This is a genomic window from Geobacillus kaustophilus (assembly GCF_000948285.1).
Classification (GTDB): Bacteria; Bacillota; Bacilli; order Bacillales; family Anoxybacillaceae; genus Geobacillus; species Geobacillus thermoleovorans_A.
Genome location: NZ_JYBP01000003.1, coordinates 2,928,693 through 2,943,561 on the forward strand (window position 1 = coordinate 2,928,693; position 14,869 = coordinate 2,943,561).

The following is a 14,869-nucleotide window of genomic DNA, read 5'->3' on the forward strand; positions in this document are numbered from 1 at the left end:
TTGTCACCATTTATAGTTACGAAAGATTGATCCACCCACAATATGTTGTATTTCATTTGGTGGGGATGGCGATTTTGAGTCAGCCTCTTTGTTCGTTCAGTTCACCAAGCAAACTACGGCGCAAGCAGCAGCCAGCGCTCAACCTTCATCCTCCCACAAGTGGAACAGGTTCGTCCGTTCACCGTCTATTTTCGGCATCGCCAGCGATCCACTCTGCCTCTCCTCCTTTTCCAACAAAACCGCCAATAAGCGCACCGCCTCCGCAATATGCCTTCCCTTGTTCAACATAATGCATTGCGCCTGTTTTCCAAGAAAAACATCCGAGATTTCCGCGCGCGACGGAATTCCCTTTTTCGCCATTTGTTCAAGCACCTGCGTCGCCCAAATGACCGGGATGTGGGCCGCCCGGCATAGCGCCAAAATGTCGTTCTGTGCGGCCGCAAGATGTTCAAACCCGATCTCCAGGGCCAAATCGCCGCGCGCAATCATCACGCCAAACGCCGGAAGCTTCAGTCCTTCAAGCAAAATGCGAATGAAGTTATGAAACGCCGCCCGCGTTTCGATTTTCGCGATCACCGGGAGAGAACCAGCCCCTTGTTCGGCAAGCAAATGATAAAGCTTTCTGAGGTCATAAGGGGTCTGAACAAACGACAGCCCGACGATGTCCGCCCATCTCGCGATGAACGGAATCCATTCAAGGTCGCGGTCAGTGAGCGGCGGAACCGTCAAATGGAGAAACGAATCGGGAAGATGGATGCCCGTTCCTTGCTTAATCGCTTTTCGCTTTCCACCATCGGAAACGACTTTGGCCTCGACATGCCGCTCGTGCACTTTCACGACCCGCGCGACAATTTGCCCATCGTTCAAGTAGAGGCGGTCGCCTGCCCTCACATTGCGCCACGCTTTCGCCAACGTCGTCGTCATTTTGACCCCGGAGCCCCCGTGCGCCACCATAAAGGCGGCATCATCGAAATAAATATACAGCGGTGTACCAACCGTGACAAACGCTTTCATTGGAATGAACCAAACAGAAGAAAGGGTGAAAGAAGCCGACCCGCGCCGCAGTTTCAACCCTTTTTGCACATAGGCCGTCCGCGAAAGAAGAACTTTAAAACAAGACGGCGCGATTTGTTCAGTGACCCGCAGTTTTCGTTTTTTTCCGCGCACATCGCTAAACAGCAGTTCATCCCCTTCTCGAACGGCCGCTCCGTCCTCAGCCGTCAACTGCCACAAGAATGAAACATCGCGGGGGAACAGAGACGGCGGCGGGGAAGAAGAGAAGGAAATGAGGCCGACGATCGGTTCCATTGCCTCTCCATATTGATTTTTCTTTACAGAGAGCTTCATCGGCCCCGCGTCGACCGCCAGACGGTCCACCCGGATTTTCGGCCCTGGAAGATCCATGTAAATGCGGCATCGCCTCGCCTGCAGCTGTGGCTCCAACTGCTTCTCGGCTTGACGAATGATGGAAACGAGCGCCTCCCACGTTTCCGGTGAACCGTACGCGCAGTTGATGCGGGCAATGTCCATGCCGTAAAGAAGCAGCAGCTCGATCAGCCCCGGTTCATCGACCCATGTCTCGTCCATCGTCACCATGATGCGTGTAGGCCGAACAGAACTTGGGCTTCCGAACACAGCCTCCGCCCGTTTATGAAGCAACTGTTTCGCTTCCTTTCTTGTCATCTTTCGAAGCTCCCAGCCGCCATCAACCGGCGTACGCAAATATGCCAAAACTTGTTCGATTGCGTCGATGAGATGAGCCTCTTGCCCCTCGACCCGCCATCCGGCGTCTTCCATCGCTTCACGCAAATCCGACGGCATATGCTTCCTCATATATAAACAAGCAAGCAACTGATCCCGGCTCTCTTCATGAAACGGGAGAGGGAAATATTTCCTGTTTTGTTCCACCCACTCCGCCATCCCTCGGTAAAAAACAGCCAAGCGGGCGCCCAAATCTCGTTTGTCGTGCATCAGCGGCACCAACCCTTGTGAAAAATGCGGTTTTACTTTTATATATTCGCCGCTTTCGTAAATGAGAAGACAAAAAAACCGGCGCCATTCGCCGGTTGAATGCGACAGAAACAGGAAGCCGCTTCTCGCTGTATTATTTTTGCACGACAATTTTCATTCCGCATTGGCAAAGCAGCGAATGCTTCAACCGCCGCAACGGCTGACCGCACTGTTCACAAATGGCCGGTTTGTTCATCTGTTTTTCGCCCCTTTACATGGCTTTTACATAATCTATTATACGCTTTATTTAAATTAAATACAAATTAATAATTATTATCATTTTATAAAACAGATGATTTGGACCCGCTTCCCATTTGTGCTACACTCATAGTGTTAATATTCTAACAAAAGGAGGATGCACGATGTACGACATCGCCATTATCGGCGCCGGTCCTGCAGGGGCAAGCGCCGCCATTTTCGCCGCCAAAGCCGGGAAGAAAACCGTCTTGTTTGACAACGACAAAGGCATGACAAAACGCGCCTGGGTGGAAAACCATTACGGTGTTCCGGAAATCAGCGGCCCGGACTTGGTCGAAACAGGAAAACGGCAAGCCGCGAAATTCGGCGCGGAATTGGTGGAAACACAAGTGACGGATGTGCAAAAAACAGACGACGGCTTCCGCCTTGAAACAGAAACCGGTTCCTTTGAGGCGAAACACGTCATTTTCGCCACCGGCGTCGCCACGGATCTCGCGGAAAAAATCGGCCTGCGCACCAAGCCAGGCACAGAGCCGCGCATTAAAACAGTGCTTGACGTCGACGCCAACGGCAAAACGAACATCGACGGCATTTGGGCGGCCGGGACGGTCGCTGGCGTCAGCGTCCATACGATCATCACGGCCGGGGACGGGGCGAAAGTCGCCATCAACGTCATCAGCGAACTGAACGGCGAACGGTACGTCGATCACGATGTACTGAAAAAATAACAACAAAGCGGGTGTCCCAAAAGGATCGGGACACCCTTGCTCATCACCATATATCGCCACGAAACAATGAATCATGCGCAATATGTTGTATTTCGTTTGAGAAGAATGACGCTTTTGGGTCAGCCCCTTTTCTCATGGCCATAGAAACAGCGGGCCGAGCCGCCTTTTTCGTCATCCCTGCATGGAAATAGCGGCGGGCTGTCTCACTGATCCAGAGACGCTTACTGTTCGATGCTTCGGTATTGTCCTTCGAAAAACAAAAGCGGGTCGCCCGGTTCGTCTTTCATGAAAATGTCGGTCACTTCGCCAAAATACAACGTATGATCGCCGGCCACGTACGAGCTGTGGACGTTGCATAAAATATTCGCCAACACCTCCGGCAAAATCGGATGGCCGTTCACCCACTCAAACGAAACGGAGCGCTCTTCTTTCAACTGGCCGGCAAACAAGCGCGACAAGTCCTCTTGATCGCGACGCAAAATGTTGACGGCAAATTTCCCCGTTTGCTTGACGATGTCATGCATTCGCGCTTTATGTCCAATGGAGACGACGACAAGCTTCGGATCGAGCGAAACGGACATAAAGGCGTTCGCCGTCATTCCTTTCGCTTCCCCTTGAAATTCGGTCGTCACGACCGTCACACCGGTCGCAAATTTTCCCATGGCTCTGCGAAATGTACGATCATCCATACGGTTCTCCCATCCTTCCCTTTTCGTCATCAGCCGCCCTGCCTCTGCAGCTGGCGTGCAGAGGCTTTCTTTCTTTAACTTGAGGTTTTGCGCTTCTCCGGCATTTCGCCTCTATTTATGCCAGAATGCAAGCCAAATCTATCCCCATCATAGCAGAAATAGAGGAAAGAAACAACGATATACGGCTGTCATCGACGGCCCGCCGCTCCAAGGTACGCCTCTGCCACCCGTTCATCAGCGAGCAGCTCGGCGGCCTTCCCGTGCACCACGATGCTTCCCCGCTCCAGCACATACGCCTCATCCGCTGTCTGCAGCGCGGCACGCACGTTTTGCTCAACAAGAATAATGGCCGTGTGAAATTGGTCGCAGAGCTGTGTCAGCAGTTCCATGATTTCTTTCACAACGAGCGGCGCCAGCCCTAACGATGGTTCATCGAGCAAAAGCAGCTTTGGTCTCGCCATCAGCCCGCGGGCGATCGCCAGCATTTGCTGCTCGCCGCCGCTTAATAGTCCTCCCGGACGGTCGAGCATCGTTTGCAGTTTCGGGAACAGCTCGAGCACCCGCTCATAGTCGCGCTTCACTTCCTGTCCGTTGCGGCGGTGTCGTCGATAGGCTCCAAGCAGCAAATTATCCTTCACCGACAGGCTGTCAAAAATTTGCCGCCTCTCCGGAACAAGGCAAATTCCTTTTTCAACCATTTGCTCCACCTTTCCGTATGGAAGCAGTTCATGTTCAAAAAGAATCTCCCCTTCCTTTGGGGCGTACACGCCGGCAATCGTGCCGAGCAACGTGCTTTTGCCCGCCCCGTTGGCGCCGACAACAGCAACGATTTTTCCTTCGCCCACTTGCAAACTGACCCCTTTTAACACGTGCAAATGGCCGTGGTAGACATGGACATTGCGAAGCGTGAGCATCAGACCGCCTCCTCTCCTAAATACGCCTTGATGACGTCCGGGTGCCGCGCGATCTCTCCCGGCGTCCCTTCCGCTATTTTTTTGCCGTAATCAAGGACAATGATCCGGTCGGCGATCGACATGACTGTTTCCATATCATGCTCAACAAACAAAAAGGTAAATCCTTGCTCTCTCATCGCCAGCAGCACATCGACGAGCCGCTTTGATTCTTGCGGGTTCAGCCCGGCCATCGGCTCGTCAAGCAAAATGAGCGAAGGACGAGACACAGCCGCCCGGGCGATTTCCACAAGCCGCTGCGTTCCATACGGCAGTGTGCCTGCCCGCTCCCATGGAAGATGAGCCAAACCGACCTGCTCGAGGCAGGAAAACACCTGTTCCCGCGCCTCGTTCTCTTCTTTCACCGCACGCGGCAGCCGAAAGCCGGCGCTGACGATTCCGCTCTTCAACCGTGAATGAAATCCGACCATCACGTTTTCCAGCACCGTCATATCGGAAAACAGCTGCAAGTTTTGAAACGTCCTTGTCATTCCCAGCATCGCCAGCTCGTGCGGCTTTTTTCCAGTGACTACAGCTCCTTGGAAGCGAACGAGACCACTAGTCGGCGGAATAATGCCGCTGATCATATTGAACAAGGTGGTTTTGCCTGCCCCGTTCGGTCCAATCACCGCAACAATCTCTCCTTTAGCAACGCCAAACGAGACATCTTGCACCGCCTGAACGCCGCCAAATGACTTGGACAATTGCTCCACTTCAAGCAGCGCCTCGTTCATCCTTGCCCACCTCCAATCGAACCAGCTTGGCGGCTGTCGACTGCAGCCTCCCTCTTTTGACGCCGGCCTGTTTCCAAAAGCCGCTTCATTCCCTTGGACAGGACACCCGAAAGTCCGTTCGGCATGTAAATCAACATCACCACGAGCAACAAGCCAAAAAAGACAATTTCGAACTCGCCGCCAGCATGAGGAATGAGCAGCGGGACAACGGCTTTCAGCCATTCTCCTAAGCAGACATAGACAGCCGCGCCGACGAGTCCGCCCCACACATGGGACGATCCGCCGATCACCACCATAATCAAAAAGTAAATCGACGGGACGATGCCGAATAAGTCCGGATTAATAAACGTGACGTAATGGGCGTATAAGCTCCCGGCAACCGAGGCGTAAACAGCGCTGAGCATAAAAATTTGCAGCTTGTATTTCGTAATGTTCACCCCAAGCGAGCTTGCGGCCACCTCGCTTCCGTGAATCGCCCGCAGCGCTCTTCCGACCCGGGAGCGGACGATATTATGGGCAAACCATAGCCCGGCAAGGACAAACAACAAAACGAGGTAGTAAAACTGGAGATCGCTTTGCAACGAGATCCCGGCGATATGAATCGGAGGGATGCCGAAAAATCCATTCAATCCTCCCGTAATTCCTTTCCATTCTTTAAAAAACGTAAACATAATGACGCCAAATCCTAACGTCGCCAACGCCAAATAATGTTCGCGCAGCCGAAAAACCGGAATGCCGACAACCAACGCCACCAACGCAGCCAGGGCCGCGCCGGCAGCCAACGCCAGCCAGGACGGCCAGTCTGCGTGCGCCGTCAAATAGGCGGACGCATAGGCGCCGATGCCATAAAACGCTGCCTGGCCGAGCGAAATTTGGCCTGCATACCCCATCAACAGCGTCATCCCCGTGCTCACGAGCGCATAGAGCCCGATGAGAATGAGCGTGCTTAACACATAATTATTGCCGAAGACAAGCCAAGGGAGACCGAGCCAGACGGCTGCGCCGACAAGCCAAAGCCACCGTTTCCGCCCATCCGCCATTCGTTGACCGTGCTCCATCCATCCGCCCCCCTTATACCCGCTTTCCGGTCATCTTGGCGAACAGCCCGTTCGGCATGAAAAACAGCACAAGCAATAGCAGACCGAAACTGATCGCTTCTTTGTATCCCGAGGACAAGTATCCTTCCGCAAATGATTCAAGCAGCCCGACGAGAAACGCACCGGCGATCGCAGCCGGGGCGTTCGTCAATCCCCCGACAACGGCGGCGATGAAAGCCTTCAGCCCAATCATCATCCCCATATCATACGAGGCTCCGGAGATCGGGGCGATGACGATTCCCGCGAGCGCCCCCAGACCGGCGCTGACGGCAATCGCGCCAAGCGACATTTTGCGGATGTCAATCCCCATCAACCGAGCGGCAAACGGATTGATGACACAAGCGCTCACTGCTTTGCCGAGATATGTCCGATTAAAGAATACATGCAACGCAATGAAACTGACGACCGAGATGGCAATCGCCCAAACGCTTTGCCATTGGATGACCGCGCCAAACATGCGCAGCGCCTCATTTCCGGTAAACGGGCGCAACGCATAAGGGTCAGTCCCCCAAACGAGCAAAGCAATCCCCCGAAACACAAACGAAACGCCGATTGTGATAATAATGAGCACGGCGACAGACGAACGGCGCGCCGGCTGAATGGCCAGACGTTCAAACAGCCCGCCGACGGCCATCACCGCCATAATGCTTAGCCCAATCGCGAACGCAAACGGCACACCGCTGTTGACAAACGTCATGCACAGCAGCGCGCCCAACATGGCGAAATCGCCTTGGGCCAAGTTCAAAATGCCGGTCACGCTGTACGTAATGACAAACCCGAGCGCCACGAGCGCATAAATGCTGCCAATCGTCAGCCCGGAAAACAACAGCTGGACAAACTGGCTCCACGCCTCCATTTCCCATCGCTCCTTCAGCAGTTAAGTGAAACAAAAGGGAATTAGCGGTCTAATTCCCTTTTTACTGCTCGGCAAGCACAAACTTCCCGTCTTGAATTTGCACCATCACCAAACTGTCGGCATCAAGCCCCGTATGGTCGTCTTTCGACATATGGAAGACGCCCGAAATGCCGATAAATTTTCTTGTATTCTCCAGAGCCGACCGTATTTTCTCTTTATCAGCGCCGCCCTCTTTGATCGCATTGACCAACAAATGGAACGCATCCCACGCATGTCCGCCAAACGTCGTCGGAGCATAGCTGTACGCTTTTTCAAACTGTTCCTTGTATTTGAGCAGCGTTTCTTTTTGCGGATCGCTGTCTGGAAGCTGCTCCGCCACCAAAATGCGTCCGGCAGGGAACAATACGCCGTTGGCTGCCTCCCCGGCCAAGTCGATAAAGCTTTTCGTGCCAATGCCGTGGCTTTCAACAATCGGCACATCAATGCCCAACTGACGGATATTTTTTGTTACGACCGCCGATTCTTGCGCCGTTCCCCAAACGATAATGGCTTGCGGATTCGCTTTTTTCACTCTTGTCAACATGGCTTTCGCATCATCGACCGTCGCTTCAAACTCCTCTTCGATGACGGCCTTTACGCCATATTCCGGAGCATAATGCGCAAACTCTTCATGTCCGCTCGTTCCGTAGGCGTTGGTGACATTCAGCCAGGCGACGTTCGTCCATCCTTTCTCTTTTAAAAAACCAAGCAGCTTCTGAATGACGATATTGTCCCCTTGAGCGGTTTTAAATGTCCAATGACGCGGGGATCCATCGCTTGGATTGACGATTTGTTTGCTTGCGGCGAGGGAAATGTACGGAATGCCTGCTTTTTCAATGAGTGGAATCATGGCTAAGGAGTTGCCGCTGATCGTGCCGCCGATGATGGCCGTCACGTTGTCTTGTTCGATGAGTTTTTTCGTGGATAATACCGCTTCATTCTGATTGGATTTGTCGTCGTAGGCGATCAGTTTGATCTTTTTCCCTTCAATGCCGCCTTGCTTGTTCCATTGCTCAACGAGCATTTTGACCGTCTCCATCTCCGGTTTGCCAAGCGGGGCCGCCCCGCCTGAGGCGGAGAAAATGGCGCCGACTTTGATCTCATCCTCTCCATTCCCAGATGTCGATGTCTTTCCACAGGCGGCAAGGAAAAGGAACAGCAATGCCGCCATGAACAGAGACATTCTCTTTTTCATTATTTTGTCCCCCCTTTTATATTGACAGCGCTTTCAAATGGTTGTTCTTCCGCCAGGCCTTCACCCGGCGGAAGAAGATCAGCGCCGCCGCTTAAACGCTTCGGCGGTGTTTATTTTATGTTGCCGGACGTATTGCTCAATTTCATGCGGCGGCGCCTGTTCCCGCAGCAGGCGGATGATCTCTCGATGCTCTTCGATCGAGGCTTTTGCCCGCTGCGGGACAAACGTGAATCCGTACACGCGGATGCGCTTCATCCGCTGCCAAATTTGCTTGATTTGCTCCTCGAGATATGCATTGCCGCAGTGGGCGTAAATCAAGGAATGAAACTCGTAGTTCAGCTCGCTGAACCGTTCAAGCTCCAGCTCTTCAAGCGCCCGCTCCATTCGTTCGTTCAACTGCTCAAGCTCGTCGATCGCCTCCTTCGTTAAATTGGTGGAGCCAAGCGCAGTCGCATAGCCTTCTAAGACAGCCAACACGGATAACGTTTCTACATATTCTTTCTCGTTAATGGTGCTGACGACAGCGCCTGCATACGGCTTAAACTCGACTAATCCTTCTGCCTCAAGCTGACGGATCGCTTCGCGCACCGGGATGCTGCTTAACCCAAGCTCGCGGGCGATTTGGTCGATGACGACTCGGTATCCCGGCCCGTAGACGCCGTTTTCAATGCGGGAAAGAATATACTCATAAGCCAATTGGGTTTTGTTTTTCGCTTTCGTTTCCATACGTTTATCATATACCAGATCATATACATTGACTAGTCGTTATGCCTGTTCGGCAGACAAGGCGGTCCGTTTCTCCCCCTTGCCGAACGCGGGGATCGGCGGATCGCCGACCGCGACGTGGACGACTTGCACTTCCGTATAGAAATCAAAGCTGTAATGCCCGCCTTCGCGGCCGATGCCGCTGTATTTCGTCCCGCCAAACGGGATGCGCAAATCGCGGACGTTCGGCGAGTTGACCCACGCCATCCCGCTTTCGATCGCTTGAGCGACGCGGTGGCCGCGCTTTATATCGCTCGTCCAGACATATGCTGCCAATCCGTACTTGACATCATTCGCCAGCCGAATGGCGTCTTCTTCATCCACAAAGGACATCACGGCCATGACCGGGCCGAAAATTTCTTCCTGCGCCACTTTCATATCGTTACGGCAGTTAAGCAGCAATGTCGGCGGCACAAAGTTGCCGTTTTCCAGCCCTTTCGGAACGCTGGGGGCATAGACGTCCGCCCCTTCCTGCTTGGCAATCTCAATATAGCGGTTCACCCGCTCCCAGTGAGCGCGGTGAATGAGCGGGCCAAGCTCGGTCGCTGGATTCATTGGATCGCCGATGACGATGCGGTCGACGCGCTCTTTGAGCCGGGTGACAAATTCGTCGTAAATCGATTGCTCAAGCAAGAGCCGCGAATTGGCCGTGCACCGCTCGCCATTTAATGAAAACACCCCCCAAACCGCCGCGTCGAGCGCCCGGTCGAGATCCGCATCGGCGAACACGAGGAGCGGCGACTTGCCGCCGAGCTCCATCGATGTTTTTTTCAACGTCGCAGCGCTGTTGCGGATGATTTCCATGCCGGTCGTCGTTTCACCGGTAAACGAAATGAGGCGCACATCCGGATGGGCGACCAACGCCGCGCCCGCCGTTTCGCCAAAGCCGTGCACAACGTTGAACACGCCGGCAGGCAGCTCGGCTTCATCGATGATTTCCGCGAGCTTATTCGCCGTCAACGGCGACCATTCGGCCGGCTTCAACACGACGGTGTTGCCGGTCGCCAGCGCTGGAGCGACTTTCCATGTCTCGAGCATAAACGGCGTGTTCCATGGCGTGATGAGCCCCGCCACGCCGACTGGTTTATAAACGGTATAGTTTACAAACTGCCCATTCACATGGTACGCTTCGCCGACAAGGCGCGTTTTCACCATTTCCGCATAAAAACGGAAGTTTTCCGCCGCGCGGGCGGCCTGTTTTTTCGCCTGGCTGATCGGAATGCCGGTGTCAAGCGCCTCTAAATAGGCGATGTCGTCCGCCTGCTGTTCGATCAACTCCGCGATGCGGAACAGATAACGAAGCCGCCGCTCCACCGGCATCGTCCGCCACGGGCCATGATCAAACGCCTCTTTCGCCGCCCGGACCGCCGCGTCGATGTCTTCCTTCCGCCCCTCGGCCACTTCGTTGATCGGTTCGTTCGTAAACGGATTAATGTTGCGAAAATACGCGCCAGCCGCGCTTTCGACAAACTGTCCGTTGATATAATGAAGCACGTTCGGCTGCTTCGCCATTCGTCTCCTCCTCCCGCTATGTCCGATAGCGCGCATGAATGTTGTTGTGCTTGTACGTCCCTGCCCCGCTGAATTCATACAGCTCAAGCGACAGCGCCAAATAGCGTTTCGCAAGCAGCGGGGCGAAATGATCTTTCATGACCGCAAACAGTTCATCGCCGACGGCTTTTTTGACTTCCTCCGGACGCCCGGCGGCGATTTTCAGCGTCGCGTGCACGAACGCGTCATCTTCCGCGCCGTCGGCCACATAATATTCGCTGAGCCGAACGGCGCGCGAGCGAATGCCGCCGATTGGAAACCAATCGCGCCGCTCGATCAGCACGCGGTGGACTTTTTCCAGCAAGCCGCGAATGTCGGCCTCTTCACCGAGATTGTCCGTGTATTCGACAATAAAGTGCGGCATGATTCCCCCTCCTTTGGCTAGACGATGTAATTCACTAGCCTCCCGATGCGCTCGATTTCCGCCACGACCTCATCGTCGGGCCGGACATTGACCGCCCCTTTCGGCGTGCCGGTCAAAATGACGTCGCCAGGCGCGAGCGTCATAAATTCGGTGATGTACTCAAGCAAATACGGAATCGAAAAGATCATATCGCCCGTATATCCTTCCTGCACAACCGCCCCATTGACATACGTCCGCAGCCGGAGCGCCATCGGATCGCCGACTTCCTCATGGCTGACGATCCATGGGCCGAGCGGCGTCGCCCGGTCGCGGTTTTTGACGCGGAAATTCGGCCGATAGTAATTTTCCAAGTAGTCGCGAACGGCATAATCGTTCGCGATCGTGTACCCGAAAATGTAGTCGTACGCCTGTTCCGCTTTCACCCGGCGGGCGGGGCGGCCGATCACCACCGCCAGTTCGCATTCGTAATGCATCATGTTCACGCCATCGGGGCGAACGGTTTGACCGCGATGGCCGACGAGCGTGTTTTTCCCTTTGAAAAACAAAAGCGGCTCTTTCGGCGCGGAAAACGACAGCTCGCCGGCATGATCAGCATAATTCAATCCAAGCGCGATGATCGTGCCCGGCTCCACCGGAGGAAGCCACATCACCTCACGTTCGTTGACGATTGTTCCGTCCAGCAGGCGGATCCGGCCACCGTCAAGCGGCTCGGCTTCGATCACGGTTCCGTTCCAAGCGACGCGCGCCCGCTTCATCGCTCATCGTCTCCTTGTTCCGGGGCGATCACATTTTCCAACACCCCGATCCCTTCGATTTCAATGCGCACCACATCTCCCGCCGCAACGAGCGGTGCATCAGCCGGCCAGCTGAAAAACAGCACATCGCCCGGGTACAGGGTCATAAACGCGGTTACATCGGCCAGCCATTGTTCCACCGGCTGGCGGAAACGGCTTGGGTCGGCCTGCTGAACAAGGCGCCCGTTGACGTATACGCGCGTGGTGAGCGAGGAGAGCGGCGGCGCTTCCTCTTTCTGCACGATCCACGGGCCGACGGGGGCAAAGCCGTCGCGCGCCTGCTCCTTCACCGCCGGGCGATAGCGCTGCTTGTGTGGAATCGAGAGATCATTGACGATCGTATAGCCGAATACAAAATCAAGCGCCTGCTCGCGCCGCACGCGCGCCGCCGTCTGGCCGATCACCAGCCCGAGCGCCGGAGCCGCCCGAAGCCGCTTTATCCCGCTGGGCAGAAGCACCGACCGCCGGTGCGCGTTGATCGTGTTGGCCGGCTTCATATACAGCACCGGGCCTTCGGGCGGCTTTTCATACGGCGGGGCGTGCATCTCATTTGACAGCGCTTCCCACTCCTTCCGATCATTCAGCGCCACCCCGTACATCGCTCCGTCAATGGGCGCGTCCCATTCCCATTCATCGACGCGGCGGGAGCGCCCTCCAATCAACACCGTCCCACCGCGCGGATCGGCCGTTGCTTCAAGCGCTTGCCGCATGCCGGCCAGGCGCAAGCGCACATTCGCCATCGCTTCTCCTCCTCATCTTCCCGTCGCACGACCCGCCTTTATGCCGTTTTCTGCGGTTCCTCGGCCAGCAGCCCGTATTTGACGAGCGTGCGGCGGATTTGCTGCTGATGCTCTTCGCTTGGCAAATCGAGCGGCAGCCGGAGCTTCGGGGTGATTTTTCCCATCATCCCGAGCGCCGCCTTGACCGGGCCCGGATTCGTTTCAATGAACAGCACATCATTGAGCTCCATCAGCTCAAAATGAAGATCCTGCGCCCGCTTGATGTCGCCTTCGAACCAGGCGTCGTGCAGCTCGGCCACTTTATCCGGCACGACGTTCGCCGTCGCGCTGATCGACCCGGCGCCGCCGATCGAAAGCATCGGATAGCACAATAGCTCGATGCCGGAAAAAAGAAGGAAATCGCGCCCGCAATGCCACAACACCCGGTTGACATGTTCAAAATCTTTATTTGACTCTTTCACCCCGATAATGTTCGGACAATCCTCAGCCAGCCGCGCTAACGTCTTCACTTCCAAATTGACCGCCGTCCGCCCCGGGATGTTGTAGACGATGATCGGGATGTCGACCGACTCGGCCACCGCCTTAAAATGTTTATACAACGCCGCCTGGGACGGACGGTTGTAATACGGGACGATGACCATGGCGGCATCGGCCCCAATCTCTTGCGCAAATTTGGTCAGCTCGATCGTTTCCGCATGGTTCGTCGACCCCGTCCCCGGCACGAACGGCACCCGCCCCGCCACTGCTTTTTTCGCCGCCTCCATCACTTGTTTTCGCTCTTCAAGCGTCAGCGAGCTCGGCTCTCCCGACGTCCCCGTGACAGAAATGCCGTGCGTGCCGCTTTCAATATGCCAGTCGATGAGCGCAGCCAGCACCGCAAAATCCACGTTTCCTTCCTCATCAAACGGCGTGACGACCGGCGCGATCGAGCCGCGCAGCCGTTCTTTCGCCTCGCGGTATGCCATCCCCTTGCCCCCTATTGACTTTATTTTTCTGAATCTTATTTATATTGTACACATTATAATATATGAAATCAACGATAAAATCATATATAATCATAGCCCCAAAAACCGCCAGCAGAAGGCTGCGGCCCTTTTCTAAATCAGGAAAGTCGGTTTCCGCTTCGCCAATGTCGGTTCGTTCGGCTCGATGGGCTGGCCGCTGTGAATGTCAAGAACGACGGACGCCTCTTCAAACCAGCTGTCCGGCGCTGCATGCCCCCAAAACGTTTGCCGGCGCGGATCGTCCAAATCCCAGCGGATCGGCGCAAAATCGGGGTCGCTCGTCAAATAATCGCCGTTATACAGCTCAATTCGGTGGCCATCCGGGTCGCGCAAATAGACAAAGAAGGCGTTCGACAATCCGTGGCGGCCCGGCCCGCGTTCAATGTTCGGCGCATATCCGGCGGCCGCCAGCACATCGCACGCATGGATCAGGCTGAGCGGATCCGGAAGCCAAAAACCGATATGGTGAAGGCGCGGCCCTTTTCCATTCATCAGCGCCAAATCGTGGACGTTTTGCTTCCGGTGCAGCCATGCCGCCCAAAGTTTTCCATCCTCGGTTTCTGTATACTCTGAGCAGGCAAAGCCCAAGCCTTGGACATAAAAATCGTACGCACTTTGAACGTCCGTCACCGCGCAGTTGAAATGATCGATGCGCTGCACGCGGGCGCCGCGGTACAAGTCATACCGCTGCAAAAGCCGCTCCGTTTTCTCCATATGGGTGAAAAACTCAAGCGGCAGCCCGGACGGATCTTGCACGCGAAACGCCCTTCCGACGGCGCGCTGGCTCCCGTCTTCCAGCCATTTCGGCTGCAGCGTTTGCGCCGCAAACCATTCATAAAGCGCTTCCAATTCCTGCTCGGAGCCGACTTTGTAGCCAAGCGCCTCCACCGCGGGGCGGGGCGCCTTTTTCAACAGCAGGCTATGGTGGTGATATTCTTCAAGCCCCCGCAAATACAGATGGCTTTCATCCGCTTCCGTCACGACAAATCCAAGCACCCGTTCGTAAAAATCGCGGGCGGCGGCCAAATCGGTCACATGCAGCACCGCGCGGGCGCAGCGAATAATGGAAAATGTCATCGCTCTCTTCCCCCTTTCGCAACATTCCTTCCTCCAGAGTCAGGCAACCGACAGAAAGACTCCTTTTTCTGCTGGCGA

The 14,869-nt window shown here is 55.1% G+C and carries 15 protein-coding genes; 1 reads left to right on the forward strand and 14 read right to left on the reverse strand.

What is annotated here, in order from left to right; genetic code table 11:
* Positions 1 to 138 precede the first annotated feature (138 nt).
* On the reverse strand, positions 139 to 1,971 hold the full coding sequence (locus LG52_RS15170; protein ID WP_231584478.1) for a pyruvate kinase: 1,833 nt from the start codon (positions 1,969 to 1,971) through the stop codon (positions 139 to 141).
* Positions 1,972 to 2,372: 401 nt separating this feature from the next.
* Here LG52_RS15170 and LG52_RS15175 point away from each other — a divergent pair, with 401 nt between their 5' ends.
* Entirely contained in the window at positions 2,373 to 2,936 is a 564-nt protein-coding gene (locus LG52_RS15175) for an FAD-dependent oxidoreductase (protein ID WP_044732556.1), read from the forward strand.
* A 221-nt stretch (positions 2,937 to 3,157) separates the two neighbouring features.
* On the opposite strand, the gene LG52_RS15180 is transcribed toward LG52_RS15175, so the two are convergent.
* The 13 genes from LG52_RS15180 to hpaD all read right to left on the reverse strand — a co-directional run bounded on the left by LG52_RS15180 (position 3,158) and on the right by hpaD (position 14,791).
* Positions 3,158 to 3,625 (reverse strand): flavin reductase family protein, encoded by a 468-nt coding sequence (locus tag LG52_RS15180; RefSeq protein WP_044732557.1) that lies wholly within the window; start codon positions 3,623 to 3,625, stop codon positions 3,158 to 3,160.
* A gap of 188 nt (positions 3,626 to 3,813) precedes the next feature.
* Complete coding sequence (locus LG52_RS15185) at positions 3,814 to 4,539, reverse strand: ABC transporter ATP-binding protein (RefSeq protein WP_044732558.1); 726 nt, start codon at positions 4,537 to 4,539, stop codon at positions 3,814 to 3,816.
* Complete coding sequence (locus LG52_RS15190; protein WP_044732559.1) at positions 4,539 to 5,309, reverse strand: ABC transporter ATP-binding protein; 771 nt, start codon at positions 5,307 to 5,309, stop codon at positions 4,539 to 4,541. The genes LG52_RS15185 and LG52_RS15190 overlap by 1 nt, the downstream gene beginning before the upstream one ends.
* Positions 5,306 to 6,367 carry a branched-chain amino acid ABC transporter permease gene (locus tag LG52_RS15195; protein ID WP_044732560.1) on the reverse strand — a complete coding sequence of 354 codons (1,062 nt, stop codon included), beginning with the start codon at positions 6,365 to 6,367 and terminating at the stop codon, positions 5,306 to 5,308. The genes LG52_RS15190 and LG52_RS15195 overlap by 4 nt, the downstream gene beginning before the upstream one ends.
* Positions 6,368 to 6,380: 13 nt before the next feature.
* Positions 6,381 to 7,262 carry a branched-chain amino acid ABC transporter permease gene (locus LG52_RS15200; RefSeq protein WP_044732561.1) on the reverse strand — a complete coding sequence of 294 codons (882 nt, stop codon included), beginning with the start codon at positions 7,260 to 7,262 and terminating at the stop codon, positions 6,381 to 6,383.
* Positions 7,263 to 7,323: 61 nt separating this feature from the next.
* Complete coding sequence (locus LG52_RS15205; protein ID WP_044732562.1) at positions 7,324 to 8,496, reverse strand: ABC transporter substrate-binding protein; 1,173 nt, start codon at positions 8,494 to 8,496, stop codon at positions 7,324 to 7,326.
* 78 nt (positions 8,497 to 8,574) lie between these two features.
* On the reverse strand, positions 8,575 to 9,222 hold the full coding sequence (locus tag LG52_RS15210) for a GntR family transcriptional regulator (protein ID WP_044732563.1): 648 nt from the start codon (positions 9,220 to 9,222) through the stop codon (positions 8,575 to 8,577).
* A 39-nt stretch (positions 9,223 to 9,261) separates the two neighbouring features.
* On the reverse strand, positions 9,262 to 10,773 hold the full coding sequence (gene hpaE / locus LG52_RS15215) for a 5-carboxymethyl-2-hydroxymuconate semialdehyde dehydrogenase (protein ID WP_044732564.1): 1,512 nt from the start codon (positions 10,771 to 10,773) through the stop codon (positions 9,262 to 9,264).
* A gap of 16 nt (positions 10,774 to 10,789) precedes the next feature.
* A complete protein-coding gene (locus tag LG52_RS15220) occupies positions 10,790 to 11,176 on the reverse strand; it encodes a 5-carboxymethyl-2-hydroxymuconate Delta-isomerase (RefSeq protein WP_044732565.1) in 387 nt (128 codons plus the stop codon).
* A 17-nt stretch (positions 11,177 to 11,193) separates the two neighbouring features.
* The gene (locus tag LG52_RS15225; RefSeq protein ID WP_044732566.1) at positions 11,194 to 11,931 is read right to left on the reverse strand and encodes a fumarylacetoacetate hydrolase family protein; all 738 of its coding nucleotides are present in this window, start codon (positions 11,929 to 11,931) and stop codon (positions 11,194 to 11,196) included.
* Entirely contained in the window at positions 11,928 to 12,710 is a 783-nt protein-coding gene (locus tag LG52_RS15230; RefSeq protein ID WP_044732567.1) for a fumarylacetoacetate hydrolase family protein, read from the reverse strand. The genes LG52_RS15225 and LG52_RS15230 overlap by 4 nt, the downstream gene beginning before the upstream one ends.
* 38 nt (positions 12,711 to 12,748) lie before the next feature.
* Positions 12,749 to 13,675, reverse strand: a complete 927-nt coding sequence (hpaI, locus tag LG52_RS15235; protein ID WP_044732568.1) for a 2,4-dihydroxyhept-2-ene-1,7-dioic acid aldolase — start codon at positions 13,673 to 13,675, stop codon at positions 12,749 to 12,751.
* Between the two features lie 132 nt (positions 13,676 to 13,807).
* The gene (hpaD, locus tag LG52_RS15240; RefSeq protein ID WP_044732569.1) at positions 13,808 to 14,791 is read right to left on the reverse strand and encodes a 3,4-dihydroxyphenylacetate 2,3-dioxygenase; all 984 of its coding nucleotides are present in this window, start codon (positions 14,789 to 14,791) and stop codon (positions 13,808 to 13,810) included.
* Positions 14,792 to 14,869: the final 78 nt, after the last annotated feature.

Bases quoted from the DNA above. Each gene is read 5' to 3' on its own strand.
- hpaE (WP_044732564.1), bottom strand. From the start codon at position 10,773: ATGGCGAAGCAGCCGAACGTGCTTCATTATATCAACGGACAGTTTGTC.
- LG52_RS15230 (WP_044732567.1), bottom strand. From the start codon at position 12,710: ATGGCGAATGTGCGCTTGCGCCTGGCCGGCATGCGGCAAGCGCTTGAA.
- LG52_RS15210 (WP_044732563.1), bottom strand. From the start codon at position 9,222: ATGGAAACGAAAGCGAAAAACAAAACCCAATTGGCTTATGAGTATATT.
- LG52_RS15205 (WP_044732562.1), bottom strand. From the start codon at position 8,496: ATGAAAAAGAGAATGTCTCTGTTCATGGCGGCATTGCTGTTCCTTTTC.
- LG52_RS15175 (WP_044732556.1), top strand. From the start codon at position 2,373: ATGTACGACATCGCCATTATCGGCGCCGGTCCTGCAGGGGCAAGCGCC.
- hpaI (WP_044732568.1), bottom strand. From the start codon at position 13,675: ATGGCATACCGCGAGGCGAAAGAACGGCTGCGCGGCTCGATCGCGCCG.
- LG52_RS15220 (WP_044732565.1), bottom strand. From the start codon at position 11,176: ATGCCGCACTTTATTGTCGAATACACGGACAATCTCGGTGAAGAGGCC.
- LG52_RS15195 (WP_044732560.1), bottom strand. From the start codon at position 6,367: ATGGAGCACGGTCAACGAATGGCGGATGGGCGGAAACGGTGGCTTTGG.
- hpaD (WP_044732569.1), bottom strand. From the start codon at position 14,791: ATGACATTTTCCATTATTCGCTGCGCCCGCGCGGTGCTGCATGTGACC.
- LG52_RS15190 (WP_044732559.1), bottom strand. From the start codon at position 5,309: ATGAACGAGGCGCTGCTTGAAGTGGAGCAATTGTCCAAGTCATTTGGC.
- LG52_RS15180 (WP_044732557.1), bottom strand. From the start codon at position 3,625: ATGGATGATCGTACATTTCGCAGAGCCATGGGAAAATTTGCGACCGGT.
- LG52_RS15170 (WP_231584478.1), bottom strand. From the start codon at position 1,971: ATGCACGACAAACGAGATTTGGGCGCCCGCTTGGCTGTTTTTTACCGA.
- LG52_RS15185 (WP_044732558.1), bottom strand. From the start codon at position 4,539: ATGCTCACGCTTCGCAATGTCCATGTCTACCACGGCCATTTGCACGTG.
- LG52_RS15200 (WP_044732561.1), bottom strand. From the start codon at position 7,262: ATGGAGGCGTGGAGCCAGTTTGTCCAGCTGTTGTTTTCCGGGCTGACG.
- LG52_RS15225 (WP_044732566.1), bottom strand. From the start codon at position 11,931: ATGAAGCGGGCGCGCGTCGCTTGGAACGGAACCGTGATCGAAGCCGAG.